The organism is Rhodococcus sp. NPDC057014 (genome assembly GCF_042673295.1).
Taxonomy (GTDB): Bacteria; Actinomycetota; Actinomycetes; order Mycobacteriales; family Mycobacteriaceae; genus Rhodococcus_F.
In genome coordinates, this window is record NZ_JBHUSF010000022.1 from 18,836 (window position 1) to 31,795 (window position 12,960).

General features: G+C 68.0%; 18 protein-coding genes. 9 read left to right on the top strand and 9 right to left on the bottom strand.

The genetic code is table 11. The features are described from left to right. Positions 1-37 precede the first annotated feature (37 nt). Positions 38-820: an IclR family transcriptional regulator gene (locus ACFTZB_RS07295; RefSeq protein ID WP_378430777.1), complete on the top strand. Its 783-nt coding sequence runs from the start codon at positions 38-40 to the stop codon at positions 818-820. Between the two features lie 16 nt (positions 821-836). Here the strand turns inward: ACFTZB_RS07295 and ACFTZB_RS07300 are convergent, their stop codons facing one another. The 5 genes from ACFTZB_RS07300 to ACFTZB_RS07320 all read right to left on the bottom strand — a co-directional run bounded on the left by ACFTZB_RS07300 (position 837) and on the right by ACFTZB_RS07320 (position 3,126). Further along, positions 837-1,073 carry a hypothetical protein gene (locus ACFTZB_RS07300; RefSeq protein WP_378430779.1) on the bottom strand — a complete coding sequence of 79 codons (237 nt, stop codon included), beginning with the start codon at positions 1,071-1,073 and terminating at the stop codon, positions 837-839. Continuing rightward, entirely contained in the window at positions 1,060-1,299 is a 240-nt protein-coding gene (locus ACFTZB_RS07305) for a DUF6400 family protein (protein ID WP_378430780.1), read from the bottom strand. Before ACFTZB_RS07305 ends, ACFTZB_RS07300 begins: the two co-directional genes overlap by 14 nt. Before the next feature lie 194 nt (positions 1,300-1,493). Next, positions 1,494-2,048, bottom strand: coding sequence for a YceI family protein (locus tag ACFTZB_RS07310; RefSeq protein WP_378430781.1), 555 nt, complete (start codon positions 2,046-2,048; stop codon positions 1,494-1,496). Between the two features lie 117 nt (positions 2,049-2,165). Beyond that, positions 2,166-2,642: a carboxymuconolactone decarboxylase family protein gene (locus ACFTZB_RS07315; RefSeq protein WP_378430782.1), complete on the bottom strand. Its 477-nt coding sequence runs from the start codon at positions 2,640-2,642 to the stop codon at positions 2,166-2,168. Positions 2,643-2,664: 22 nt separating this feature from the next. Beyond that, on the bottom strand, positions 2,665-3,126 hold the full coding sequence (locus ACFTZB_RS07320) for a MarR family winged helix-turn-helix transcriptional regulator (protein ID WP_378430783.1): 462 nt from the start codon (positions 3,124-3,126) through the stop codon (positions 2,665-2,667). A 101-nt stretch (positions 3,127-3,227) separates the two neighbouring features. On the opposite strand from ACFTZB_RS07320, the gene ACFTZB_RS07325 reads away from it, so the two are divergent. From ACFTZB_RS07325 to ACFTZB_RS07355, 7 genes are all read left to right on the top strand, one after another. Further along, on the top strand, positions 3,228-3,737 hold the full coding sequence (locus tag ACFTZB_RS07325) for a VOC family protein (protein WP_378430784.1): 510 nt from the start codon (positions 3,228-3,230) through the stop codon (positions 3,735-3,737). Positions 3,738-3,773: 36 nt separating this feature from the next. Further along, a complete protein-coding gene (locus tag ACFTZB_RS07330; RefSeq protein WP_378430785.1) occupies positions 3,774-4,550 on the top strand; it encodes a pirin family protein in 777 nt (258 codons plus the stop codon). A 141-nt stretch (positions 4,551-4,691) separates the two neighbouring features. Continuing rightward, the gene (locus ACFTZB_RS07335; RefSeq protein ID WP_378430786.1) at positions 4,692-5,633 is read left to right on the top strand and encodes an alpha/beta hydrolase fold domain-containing protein; all 942 of its coding nucleotides are present in this window, start codon (positions 4,692-4,694) and stop codon (positions 5,631-5,633) included. Then, positions 5,630-6,700, top strand: coding sequence for a quercetin 2,3-dioxygenase (locus tag ACFTZB_RS07340; RefSeq protein ID WP_378430787.1), 1,071 nt, complete (start codon positions 5,630-5,632; stop codon positions 6,698-6,700). Before ACFTZB_RS07335 ends, ACFTZB_RS07340 begins: the two co-directional genes overlap by 4 nt. 194 nt (positions 6,701-6,894) lie before the next feature. Then, the gene (locus tag ACFTZB_RS07345; protein WP_378430789.1) at positions 6,895-7,479 is read left to right on the top strand and encodes a hypothetical protein; all 585 of its coding nucleotides are present in this window, start codon (positions 6,895-6,897) and stop codon (positions 7,477-7,479) included. A gap of 99 nt (positions 7,480-7,578) precedes the next feature. Further along, the gene (locus ACFTZB_RS07350) at positions 7,579-7,779 is read left to right on the top strand and encodes a hypothetical protein (RefSeq protein WP_276140449.1); all 201 of its coding nucleotides are present in this window, start codon (positions 7,579-7,581) and stop codon (positions 7,777-7,779) included. A 95-nt stretch (positions 7,780-7,874) separates the two neighbouring features. After that, positions 7,875-8,810, top strand: coding sequence for a dioxygenase (locus ACFTZB_RS07355; protein WP_378430791.1), 936 nt, complete (start codon positions 7,875-7,877; stop codon positions 8,808-8,810). 10 nt (positions 8,811-8,820) lie between these two features. Here the strand turns inward: ACFTZB_RS07355 and ACFTZB_RS07360 are convergent, their stop codons facing one another. The 3 genes from ACFTZB_RS07360 to ACFTZB_RS07370 all read right to left on the bottom strand — a co-directional run bounded on the left by ACFTZB_RS07360 (position 8,821) and on the right by ACFTZB_RS07370 (position 10,830). Then, positions 8,821-9,363, bottom strand: a complete 543-nt coding sequence (locus tag ACFTZB_RS07360) for a hypothetical protein (RefSeq protein WP_378430793.1) — start codon at positions 9,361-9,363, stop codon at positions 8,821-8,823. Positions 9,364-9,540: 177 nt separating this feature from the next. Continuing rightward, complete coding sequence (locus ACFTZB_RS07365; protein WP_378430795.1) at positions 9,541-9,828, bottom strand: hypothetical protein; 288 nt, start codon at positions 9,826-9,828, stop codon at positions 9,541-9,543. Between the two features lie 99 nt (positions 9,829-9,927). Then, positions 9,928-10,830, bottom strand: a complete 903-nt coding sequence (locus ACFTZB_RS07370) for a LysR family transcriptional regulator (RefSeq protein WP_378430797.1) — start codon at positions 10,828-10,830, stop codon at positions 9,928-9,930. Positions 10,831-10,904: 74 nt separating this feature from the next. Between ACFTZB_RS07370 and ACFTZB_RS07375 the strand changes: the two genes are divergently transcribed. Continuing rightward, complete coding sequence (locus ACFTZB_RS07375) at positions 10,905-11,993, top strand: DMT family transporter (RefSeq protein ID WP_378430799.1); 1,089 nt, start codon at positions 10,905-10,907, stop codon at positions 11,991-11,993. Here ACFTZB_RS07375 and ACFTZB_RS07380 read toward each other — a convergent pair. Further along, complete coding sequence (locus tag ACFTZB_RS07380) at positions 11,881-12,936, bottom strand: GGDEF domain-containing protein (protein WP_378430800.1); 1,056 nt, start codon at positions 12,934-12,936, stop codon at positions 11,881-11,883. The genes ACFTZB_RS07375 and ACFTZB_RS07380 overlap by 113 nt on opposite strands. Positions 12,937-12,960: the final 24 nt, after the last annotated feature.

The following is a 12,960-nucleotide window of genomic DNA, read 5'->3' on the forward strand; positions in this document are numbered from 1 at the left end:
GGCGAGAGCGTTCACTGAGTGGACGTATACTCCGGTCATGAACGAGGCGCAGCGGCCCCAGGTCATCCACCGGGTGGGGTCGCTCCTGCGGGCCGTCGCGGCACTCGAATCGTCGGGAGCCTCGACGTCCGCGCTGGCGCGGGAGACGGGCCTCGCCCGCCCCACCGCGCATCGACTCCTCGTCTCGCTGGCCGAGGAGGGGCTGGTCGACCGCGACCTGAAGTCGGGCAAATGGTCGCTCGGACCCGAGCTGTACCTGCTCGGGTCGCTCGCCGCCAGCCGGTACGACATCACGGACCGCTCCCGCGACGTCCTGCGCGATCTCGCCCGCGAGACCGGCGAAAGCGCGTTCCTGTCCGCTCGCCGCGGCGACGAAACGGTCTGCATTGCGAGCGAGGAGGGCAGCTTCCCGCTGCGCTCGCACGTGCTGCACATCGGAATCCGGTTTCCGCTCGGGGTGGCGACGGCGGGGATGGTCATCCTGTCGCACCTGCCGGACCGCGAGATCGACGACTACCTGGCGCGCGCGGACGTCACCGGCGAATGGGGGCCGCAGCACAGCCGGGAGAAGATCGCCGAGCGCATCGCGGAGACCCGTCTCAACGGCTACACCGTCAACCCCGGACTGCTCGTCGAGGGCAGTTGGGGGATGGGCGCCGCCGTCTTCGACATCCAGGGATCACCGGCCTGGGCTTTGAGCATCACCGGGGTGGAGAGCCGGTTCCGTGAGGAACGACGCCGCGAACTGGGAGAATTCCTCCTCCGCGAGGCGCACCGGCTCACCCAGCTGCTCGCCGACCGGCCGCGGAGCCGCGGCTGACCACGGATCGGAGCGCCTACGCGGCCTTCCGGCGGCGCCGTGGCCGCCCGTGGCGGGTGTCGATGCTCCACACCTGCGTGCAGTCGGGGCACTGCAGGTGCACGGTGGTTCCCTGATTGCTCAGCAGGTACTGCCAGTGCCGGTGGCAGTTGCGGCCGGACACGCAGTCGCCGCAGGACGAGCCGTGGTCGCAGCCCGGGCAGGGCAGCCAGGCGCGACGGGAGAAGTCCGCGGTGGGATCAATCGGCAACACGGCCCACCGTCCGATCCGGGAGCACACCCGCCTGCACCAGTTCGTCGTAGATGCGCTGCTGCTCGGAGTCCAGCCCGGAATACAGCATGTCGTACGCCCGCTCTTCTTCCGCCAGCACGGCGACGGGATCCCAGTCTTCGCCGATCGCGTCGAGGACGGCGCTGCGCCGACGCGCTTCGTCCAGCGTGAGGTCGAGAGCGAACGAGAGTTCGGAGTCGTTACCCATGTGGTCACCTTCGTTTCGCAGTCGCCGACGTCGAACGGGCTCCGACATCGAAGGGGCCAGGGTCACTCGAGGCGACCCAAGATCACAATGACCTGGATCACGTCGATCGGAAGTGTTGCCTCGTATTAACGACGACCGCGCCCCGTCGTCCGGGTGGACGACGGGGCGCGGCTGGTGCCGGTGATGCGGGTGGGTCAGGCCTGCAGGCCGGCCTCGATCTCGAGGGTGATGGTGATCTTGTCGCCGACGACGGCGCCGCCGCCTTCGAGGGGCATGTCGATGGAGATGCCGAAGTCCTTGCGGTTGAGGACGGTGGTGGCCTCGAAGCCGGCGACCGGTCCGTTGCCCATGCCGGGGTTGACGCCGTTGAACTCGAGGGCGAGCTCGACCTGCCGGGTGACGCCGCGGAGGGTGAAGTCGCCCTCGACCACGTAGTCGTCGCCCTTGGCGCGGACGGCGGTGGAGGTGAACGTGGCGGTGGGGAACTGCTCGGCGTCGAAGAAGTCGGCGGACTTGATGTGGGCGTCGCGATCGGTGTTCTTGGTGTCGATGGACGCGACCTGGATCTCGGCGGTGACGGCCGTGGTGCCGTCCTCGGCGACGGTGATCGCGCCGGCGAAGTCGTTGAAGGTGCCGCGGACCTTGCTGACCATGAGGTGGCGGACGGAGAAGCCGACGGTGGAGTGGACGGTGTCGATGGTCCAGGTTCCGGCGGTGAGGTTGGGAAGGGTGGCGGTGGCGGTGGTCATGAAAACTCCTTGACGGTGAAGGGCACTCGAATCGAGGTAATTGAATCTGCAACTACTAATGTAGAGAGAAGTCGTTTCGATGTCAACTAAAATCTGCGGAGGGCGGGTGAGCTGCGGTTACTGCTTCGGCCGGACCTGATGGCGGCTGACGATCGAGATCCGGTTGAAGGCGTTCATCGTCACGGCGATCCAGCTCACCGTGGAGATCTCCTGCTCGGACAGGAACCGCCGCGCGAAGGCGTAGTCGGCGTCCTGGCTGTGCGCGTCCGGGAGGGTGGTGATGGATTCGGCCAGGGTGAGGGCCGCGACCTCGCGTTCGGAGAACAGCGCCGTCTCCCGCCAGGCGGGCAGAACCGCGAGGCGCTGCTGGGACTCGCCCGCCGCGAGCGCCGCGGCGACGTGCACGTCCAGGCAGTACGCGCAGCGGTTGATCTGGGAGACGCGCACGTTGAGCAACTCGACGAACCGCCGCTCCATCCCGGCCTCGGTGGTCGCGTGACGGACGGCCTTGGCGACGCCGATCTGCGCCTGATAGACGGCCGGACTCTGCTTGTCGATGTGGACGTAGTCGTTCTCCGTGGACGTGCTGCTCATGACCGGCCTCTCGGTGGGTGACTCAGGGGTGTTCCAGCAGGTGGGCGCGCATTTCGCTGAAGTCGTGCCCGAGGATGGCGACGTCCCGGGGGCTGAGCAGGTCGAACATGTCCCGCCGCACCTCCGCCACGTGTCCGGGGCTGGCGGCGGCGAGCTTCTCGGCGCCGGCATCGGTCAGCTCGGCCAGCATTCCCCGCTTGTCGTCCTTGCATTCCAGCCTGCGCACCCAGCCCGCCTCGACCAGCCGGTTGATCGCCCGGGTGACGCCACTGCGCGTCGTGGTGACCGCGTCGGCGAGTTCGCGCATCCGCAGTTGTCGCTGCGGCGCCTCCGACAGCACGACGAGAAGTTCGAAGTCCGTGAACGAGATGCCGGCGTCGCGGGTGAGCTGCCGATCGAGCGCCTGGAGGAGCAGCCGGGTGGCGTCCAGGTAGGCGCGCCACGTGTTCTGTTCCTCGGCGCTGAGCCATCTGGTCGGTTTCACGGGTCCAGCATATCTCAAGTAGTTGACAGCGCAACTACTTGGTGTACGGTGGTGATAGTTGAAAGCGCAATCATCGGCGTTTCGCGAAGAGAGGGTCGGCAATGAGCACCACAGAAGAGCAGCAGCGCTCCCAGAGGTTCGCCGCGCAACGCGACCGGATCCGCGCCGAGCATCTGAAGCCCGTGTCGTCGCGACCCGCATCCTCGGCCCGCGGACTCCACCACACCGCGCTGATCAGCAGTGACGTCGAGCGCACCGTCCGGTTCTATCAGGATCTCCTCGAGTTCCCGCTGACCGAACTGATCGAGAATCGCGACTACCCCGGGTCCTCGCACTTCTTCTTCGACATCGGCAACGGCAACCTGCTCGCGTTCTTCGACTTCCCGGGCCTCGACATCGGGCCCTACCAGGAAGTGCTCGGCGGACTCCACCACATCGCGATCAGCGTCGAACCCGGCCGGTGGGACCACCTGCGCACGAAACTGGTCGACGCCGGCGTCGAACTCGTCGAACACAGCGAGGTGTCGCTGTACTTCCGCGACCCCGACGGTGCCCGCCTCGAACTCATCGCCGACCCGCTCGGCGAAATGTACGGCTCACACGTTCTGTGAAAACCCTGCTCTGAGAACGCTGGAAAGGATTCACTCATGACTGCCGCCATCACCTCACCCCGCCTCGACGTCCGCCGCGCCGACGACCGCTTCAAGACCAACGTGGGCTGGCTCGATTCCAAGCATTCCTTCTCGTTCAGCAACCACTACGACCCGGCCAACACCCACCACGGCGTGCTCATGGTCAACAACGACGACATCGTCGTCCCCGGCCAGGGTTTCGACACCCACCCGCACCAGGACATGGAGATCGTCACCTGGGTGCTCCAGGGTTCGCTGGTGCACCAGGATTCGATGGGACACTCCGGCGTCATCTACCCCGGACTCGCCCAGCGCATGAGCGCGGGAACCGGAATCCTGCACTCGGAGAAGAACGACTCGTGGCGACTGCAGGGAGACGCCGACGAGCACCGCGATCCGGTCCACTTCATCCAGATGTGGGTCGTCCCCGACGAAGCCGGAATCACACCCGGTTATGAGCAACTCGAAATCGACCACGAATTGCTCACCGGCGGACTGGTTCCCGTCGCGTCCGGCATGCCGGGTCACGCCGACCACTCGGCGATCCGCATCAAGAACAAGTACGCCGCAATGCATGTCGCACGGCTGCAGCCCGGCCAGGCACCCGTCACCCTGCCCGACGCCCCGTTCCTCCACGTCTTCGTCGCACGCGGCGAAGCCTCGCTGGAAGGGGTCGGCCTCCTCGCCGAGGGCGACGCCGTCCGGATCGGCGGTGGCGGCGGACAGCAGATGACCACCGACACCGGCGCCGAGATCATCGTGTGGGAAATGCACGCGCAGATCGCCGGGTAACGCCTGGCGCGGAATCGGCTTCTTCCGTTGGGGTTGCGGGAGCTGCTACAGTGCCGGGCAGGCAGTGACCTACGGAAGGGCCTTACAACCGCGCGAGCGGCGACCCAGGCCCGGGTCCTGCATCCGAAGGAGTTCGATCCCTTGGACACGGCTTCGACCGTCGTCCGCCGATCCACCGTCGAGTACGCCCCCGATCTGCTACTCGATCTCGTCCGTCCCGCCGAGGCAGAGCATCCGTTGCCTGCGATCGTGTGGGTGCACGGAGGTGGTTGGCGGCTTCAAGACCGCACCGCATGCCCAGATCTGTTGCGACACTTCGCGGGACGCGGCTATGTCATGGTCAGTATCGACTACCGCCTCGCGCCCGGGACCTGCCATCCCGGCCAGCTCTTCGATGTCCGGCGGGCGGTGCGCTGGCTGCGCGCCAACGCCGCAGACCACGGCATCGACCCCGACCGGATCGGTGTGTGGGGATCGTCGGCCGGTGGGCATCTTGCCGCGCTGGCCGGAGTGCACTCGGGCGCAACACGATTGCCCGGGGAAGGACCCACGACCGTCGACAGTGCGGTGCAGGCCGTCGTCGACGGTTACGGGCCCGCCGACCTGCCCGGTCTCGTCGACCTCTCCGCGCGGCGGACACCGGGGGAGGACCAGTCCCCGGAGGCGTCGCTGCTCGGCGGGGCGATCCGGGACCGACTGGACGCGGCGCGATCCGCCAGCCCCGCACTGCAGGTAACGCCCGGAGCGCCGCCGTTCCTGATCATGCACGGACTCGGTGACAATCTGGTGCCGTCCACGCAGAGCGTGGCCTTGTACGACGCGCTCGTCGCTCACGGCAACGACGCCGTCCTCTACCTGATCGAGGGTTTCGGGCACGGGTTCTTCAACCCGGGCCACGTCCTCGAACTCGGCCCCGGCCAGACCCTCGACCAAGGCCGTCTCGAACGAGATCCGCACGCGCCGGCCTCGACCCGCGCGGTGAGCGACTTCGGGCGCGCCTTCACCGAGAGGTACCCCACTGCCTCGTTCGCGGCGGTCGAGGCGTTCTTCTCGCACACTCTGAAATCAGGACCACACGCATGACACTCTTCGACATCCCGGCCCTCGACGACGTTCACAGCGCCGTTCCACAACTCGACACCCTGCCCGGGCGGTGCGTGCCGTACGCCATGGCCGCCGGTGAAGGCGAACGCCACGAACTCGGCGGGCAACTGATCACCGTCATCGCCCGCCCGGAAGACACCGGAGGGCAATTCGGCGCCGCGTATGTGTACGGCGGCAAGGGAACCGAGATCCCGTTCCTCTCCCACGATCGCGAGCACCGCTTCCTGTACGTCACCGACGGACGGCTGCAGGTGTGGTTGCCGGGCGAATCGCACCTGCTCGTGCCCGGCGCCGCGGTCACCGTCCCGGCCGGGACGGCGTACGCGTACCGGATGCTCGCGCACCGGACGCGGTTCCTGAGCTGGCTCACCGCCGGCGACGCGCACCGGTGGTCGCAAGCCACCGGGCAGGCAACCCCGTCGCACGTCTTCGACGCCGAGGCGGCGCCGATGTCGGACGCGCGGCAATCCGAACTCGCGGACCGGTTCGGCATCCGGTTCCACGATCTCGAGAAGAAGGACCTGCCCACGGTGACGGGCACGGTGCTCCCGGCTGGCGAGTCGCCCTACGTGCTGCAGGCCGGCGAAGGCGACCGCTGGGCGAGCCTCGACCAGTTGAACACCTACCTCGCCCGGCCCCGGAACACCGGCGGAACGTACTTCGCGATGCACACGACGGGTGGCAAGAGTGCGTACATTCCGCGGCACTTCCACCGCGAGCACACCGAGAACTTCGTCTGCATCGAGGGACGCATTCTCCTGCACGCCAACGGCCGGGAGATCATGCTGACCAAGGGTGACTTCCTGCATGCTCCGGCCGGAACCATCCACAGTTTCGCGTTCGACAGCCACAACACGCAGATGCTCGGCCTGCTGACCACCGGAGTGTTCGAGAAATTCTTCGAATACATGAACGTCCCGACGGACGCGCACGTCCACACCGAGGGCGGCGACATGCAGTTCCCGGCCGAGGGGTTCGCGCGGGCGCGCGCCGAGCTGGACCTCGAGGTCGTCGGGCCGCCGCCCGCTCGAGGCGACGGCAGGTGAGTGTCGCCCGTACACCGTGCGGTGGGACTTCGACAGCGACTTCGGGGCCGAATCCGGCCCGCGCGGGCTGTGCACGCCTCTGACCTCGGAGTGTGAGACTCGTCAAGTTTGCCCTTTTCGGTTTCCTTGTTGCCTTATCAGTGGCGACACTGGTGAAGCAGGCAATTTACGTGGACGAAACAATGAGGTGAATCGTGTTGGGGCGCTCGAAGGCAACCGTGGTGTACTCGGTGTCGGGTCGACCGTCCAACCCGTTCGCACGACCGGTCGACCGCTATGCGGCCACCCTGAGATCCGTCATCGCCGCGCTCGCGGGTATCGCGATCGTGCTCGCCGCCGTGATGGGCACGTGGCAATGGCACCAGGAGAGTGCACGGGCCGCGGAGCAGCGCGCCACCACCACCCTCGTCAAGGCCGTCACCAGCACCGACGCCCCCATCACCATGTCGCCCCGCGGCTCGGTCCGCACCACTCCGATGGTCGAGGCGACGTGGTCCTGGACCGCCGAGTCGCGCACTCAGAGCATCGAGGTCCCCTCGGGGACGCCTGCGGGCACCGAGAAGACCATCGCCGTCGACGCGGACGGCAACTGGGCAGGCCCGAGGGTCACCACCTCCGACGTCGTCAGCGGCGCGGTCGCGGCCGTTCTCCTCACCCTCGCGGCCGGCGCGCTGCTCCTCGGCATGGTGTGGGCGATGTGCGCCCGCGCCGTCGAACGCCGCCGCCAGCAGTACTGGGACGAGAGCATCCGCCGGCTGTTCGCCACCTACAGTCGCTGATCCTTCCCTCGAAGGTCACCACCTGATTGCGCCGTCCCCACGGCTGTTTCGGTGCACTCGCTCCGGGCTATTCAGGTGATGCCGAGGAAAGGTGGAGCCATGTCCGACAGGGATGCTTCCATATTCGAGAGCGAGCGCGAGCTCGACGAGGATTCCGTCCGGAACGCTCAGCGAACCGTCGCCCACCACTCGATCGACGCCGACGACTGCCGGATGCTGCTCGCTGCGCTCGGCATCCCCCTCGTCCGCGATACCGGCAACGAGACGCTCTCCGGCTCGGCCGGCGCCGAAGCGTTGTGACCCGCTCACAGCCACTTCACAGCGAACCTCCAGGGTGCCCGCACCGGGGACCGTTTGTATGGGACTCAACCCCGGAACAGCCCTTGGAGGTCCCCATGCCGAACCGCCCGCGTCACCACCACGCCGAAGAAGTGCACGAGCACGATCGTGGTCTCAGCCACGACCTGAAGTCGATGTTGTCGCGTCGCCGAGCCCTGTTCGTGTTCGGCGCCGCGGGAGCGACCGCGCTCGCCGCCTGCTCCACGGCGGGATCCACGGAGACGTCGTCCTCGTCCTCGACGACCGACGCGGCAGCGACCACGGCGAGCGACGGCACGTGCGTGGCGGCGGCGCCGCAGGAAACGGCCGGACCGTATCCCGGTGACGGGTCCAACGGCCCGAACGTCCTGGTCGAGTCGGGGATCGTGCGCCAGGACATCCGCACCAGCTTCGGCGCGTACTCCGGGACGGCGGAGGGTGTCGCGACGACCATCGAACTCGACCTGCAGGACCTGACGAAGGACTGCGCCGCGGGCGCCGGAATGGCCGTCTACCTGTGGCACTGCGACCGGGACGGCGAGTACTCGCTGTACGGCAAGGGCATCACCGAGCAGAACTACCTGCGCGGCGTCCAGGTGGCGGACTCCGCAGGCAAGGTGTCGTTCACGTCGATCTTCCCGGCCTGCTACTCCGGGCGCTGGCCGCACATCCACTTCGAGGTGTTCGACACGCTCGAATCGGCGGTGGCCGGGGAGGACGCCCGCCTGACGTCGCAGATCGCGGTGCCGCAGGACGCGTGCGCCACGGTCTTCGCGTACGACACCGGCTACGCGAACAGCGTCTCCAACCTGTCGAAGGTCTCCCTCGACTCGGACAACGTGTTCGGTGACGGCTGGGACGCCGAACTGGCCACGGTGACCGGTGAACCCGCCACCGGCATGACCATCTCGATCACGATCGGCGTCGCGGAGAAGTCGGCGAACACGCAGTCCGCGCCGGCCGGTCCGGGTGGCGGCGGCGGACAGCCGCCTGCAGGGGCGCCCGGACGGTAGCGCCGACCCGTCAGCTGACGTGCCACCCGGGAGGTCTGTCGAGTTCGTTCCATTCGCGGGTCAACCGGGCCTGCTGGCGGCGGGACGCAACCCAGTGCACGATCAGGAACAGGACGCAGTAGCCGCCGGTCGCGGTCACCCAGATCCCGCACGCGACGCTCACCGCGGTGGCGGCGTTCTGCGAACCGGTCTCCGGTGCGGCGACGAGGTCGCCGTTCTGGTCGAGCCAGACGGTGACGGTCTGGCCGGTCTTCGCGCCCGCAGCGGTGGGAACGTCGGCGGTGTGCATCTGCCCGTTCGCCGACCACTGCACCTTCGCGTGGGATTGGTACTGGGGTGACGCGGCCAGGGCGCCCTCGCCGGCGCTCCCGGCGCGGGAATCCTCCATGAGCGTCGCGGCGGTCGAGTGCTGGGTGGCGAGTTCGGCCTGGGTCTGTTGATCCAGCCGCGAGTACGTCTCGGTTCCGACGGCCGCGGCCAGTGGAATCATCAGGAGCACGAACACCACCCCGATGAGAACCATCGCGGATCGCAGGCGGTCGCATCCCCGCATGAGGGGGTTGCGGCTCCATGGACCCAGACGCCACAGGCGTATCGGCGCTGCACACGTTTGGCTCATCGCGCACCTCCGGTGGTTGCCCACCACCATTGTGCAACCGAAACGCCTGCGCGTGTAGGGCCTTCTGTCAGGTCGTGATGCCAGGCCCTCATCGGGGGACCGCCGGTCGAGTCAGACCTTCTGCACGAGGTCAGGCCACGGTGGACGGCGGAGCACGGCGAGGGTGGCGATGACGGCGGCCGCCAGCCCGATGAATTCGCCGAGCAGTGCTACCCGGGTTCCGTCGACGGCGGGCTCCCACGACACGGTGCCGCCGTGGACGACGAAGATCCCGACCGGCGCAGGGCCCCGGATGCCGCGAAATCTGGTCACGGTGAGGACGGTGGTTCCGTCGGTCGTCTCGTAGGGCTCGCCGTAGATCCGCGCGGCGGCGGCGTTCGCCTGCGTTTGGTTCACCACGTCCCGAAGTTTCACGCGACCCCTCTCGCCGTTCGGCCGAAGACCGATCTCATGATGGCACCCCGGCCCGCCCCCGACGCGGCATTCCGGGATCGCGCGTCAGGAACCGATGCCGGCGAAGGCCTCGGTCAGCGCTTCGATGCCCGCGCGGACCGTGGGCCGGTCGTTGTCGGCGCGGCGGAGCGCGTAGATCTCCCGCTCGAGTGTGGGACGCACCGGGACGATCGCGACGTTGTCCGGCACCCAGACGCGGGCCAGGCGCGGCACGAGCGCGGCGGCGAGTCCGTGTGCGACGAATTCGAGTTGCGCCGCGAATTCGGGTGCTTCGTATCGGATGTCCGGTTCGATGCCGCGGTGGCGCAGCGTCTGCACCAGCCAGGTGTGGAACACCGCCCCCTTCTTCCACGTCGTCCACGGCATGTCCGCGATCTCGTCGAGGTCGACGTGGTCGCGGGAGACGAGGGGATGGTTCCGGGACAGCGCGACGTCGGCGGAGTCCCGGTGCACCAGGGTGTGCACCGCGTCCTCGGGCAGATGCAGGGGCATCGTGACCCAGCTGTCGACGACGGCGAGGTCGAGTTCGCGGCGCACGACCGCCGGTATGAGTTCCTCGGTCTCGCCGGCGGAGTAGCTGACCGTGAGTTGCGGGTGCCGGCTGCGCAGCGTGGCCACCGCGGTCGGCACGACGACCCTGCCTGCGGAGGAGAACGATCCGATGCGCAGTTCTCCCACCACGTCGCGATCGAGGGAGACGACCTCGGATTCGGCCTGCGCCAGCAGTGAGATCGCTTCCTTCCCCCTGCGCGCCAGGAGCCGGCCGGCGTCGGTGAGCTGAACGCCGCGGCCGGCGGGCATCAGGAGCGTGACGCCGACCTCGCGTTCGAACTTGCCGAGTTGCTGCGATACCCCGGACGGTGTGACGTGCAGGGCACGTGCTGCGGCACCGATCGAACCGTGTTCGGCGACGGCACACAGCGCGCGAAGGCGCTCCACATTCAACATGGTAGTGATGCTACTGCTTTCATGACACAACTATTCACTTGTTGTAATGGTTGGGGGCTCGGAGAATTCTCGGTGTGACTACTGCCCTCCGTGTGCGTCCCCGTGCCCTCGTCAGCCCCTCGTTCAGCATCGCGTCCGTGGATCCGCGACTGCTCGTTCTGGCGGGTGCGGTGGCAACTTCGCTGACCGGCAGTCTCATCAAATTGTCCGGGGTGGAACCGGCCACGTCGACGTTCTTCCGGTGTGCGCTGGCGTTGCCGATCCTCGGTTTCCTCGCCCTGCAGGAGTTTCGGCGGCACGGCGGCATTCCTCTCCGGGTGATCGCCGCCCAGGTGCTCGGCGGGATGATGCTCGGTGTCGACTTCGCGTTGTGGGCGCGATCGATCCAGATGATCGGGGCCGGGATCTCGACGGTCGTCGTCAACGTCCAGGTCATCGTCGTGCCACTGCTGGCGTGGATCGTCTTCCGTGCGCGGGTGCCGCTCCGGTTCGTGGTGGCGGTGCCGTTCCTGTTCGCGGGAGTGGCCCTCGCCGGCGGAATCCTCGGCGGCAGCGGCGAGGGCGACCAGTTGTTCCTCGGAACCCTGCTGTCGCTGGCCGCGGGCGTGGCCTACGGGATCTACATCTTCGTCATCGGCCGGGCGGGATCCGCGCACCGGGCGTCGTCGCAGGTGTTCGTGTCGACGATCGCCGCGGGCGTCGTCGGGACCGCGGTGGGATCGCTCTGGGGAACGGTGGACCTCACGCCGGGATGGCCCGCTCTGGGATGGTTGGCGGCGCTGTCGCTGAGCAGCCAGGTGCTCGGCTGGGTCCTCATCGGTTTCGCCCTGCCGAGGCTCGCCGCCGAGGTGGGTGCCACGCTGCTGTTGCTCCAGCCGGTCCTGGCGATGCTGTTCTCCATCGTGATCGTGCACGAGAGTCCGAGCATCGGGCAGTTCGCCGGCTGCGCACTGGTCGTTGCGGCGGTGTGGATGGTCACCCGGGTGCGACCGGCGGGCCGTCGTTCGGTGACCGCGCGCCTCGCCGAATCACCCGCGGTACGACCCGTGGTCAGGCGTTCCACCCCGTCTGCAGTGACGGTTCGTCGGCCGGTGGCTCGGGCGGGTGGTGTCGCTGCTTCGCGGTGTACAGCTCACGGTCGGCCCGTCGATAGAGTGCGGTGAGCGGGTCGGATTCTCCGGTGCACGAGGCGACGCCGAAGCTGAACGAGGTGGGGCTCTGCCGCGCGAGTCGCGCCATCACCTCGGGCAGCTCGGCGTGGTGCTCGCCGACCATGCAGCTGACGAACTCGTCGCCGCCGACCCGGGCGAGCAGAGCGCCGCGGGGCATGTGCTCGGCGAGGTAGTTCGCCAGATCGACGAGAACCGCATCGCCCGCGGCGTGGCCGTAGTGGTCGTTGGTCGACTTGAATTGGTCGACGTCGACGAGCACCAACGTGACGGACGCCTGCTCCGCGCCCGCGCTCTCGAGCGCGTCCCGGAACGCGAGTTCGAACCCGGCGCGGTTGAGCAGGGCGGTCAGTGCGTCGGTGCTGGCCGATTCGATCAGCGTTCGGGTCAGGGATCCGAACATCTCGGCCGCACCGACCACACAGGTGACCACCACGACGAGAACTGCGGCCTTCACGGTCGCCGTGCCGACGTCGACGGGCGCCAGCGTGAAGGCGGTGGGGGCGAGAACGACCCCGACCGCCATCAACCCGGTGAGACAACCGACGAGGAGCCTCGCTTGCAGTTTCGGGTAGAACACGACGAAATACATCGCCAGGAACGTCGCCGCGATCGCGCAGACCAATTGGGCGACGGCAAGGATGAGACCCGACATCACGATCGGTGTGGCGAACAGTGCCGCCGCGGTGCTGACCTGGTAGGCCCGCCGTCCCGGTCTGCGTCCGCCCCGGTGCAGCACCACGAGTGCGACCACTCCGAGGAGGATGCCTGCCGAGCGCGCGGCGACGGTCTCCGGCCGGATCGGCAACCCGACCATCGGAGGCAGCACGAACCCGGCCAGGTGCAGCGCCGTCGTGATCCACAGGTAGCGGCGCAGGATGCGCGGCCGATAGTCCTGAAGGACCGTGTCGACGGACGAAGCAGCGAGGGGCCTCACTCTGGCAATTATCCAGGACCGGTC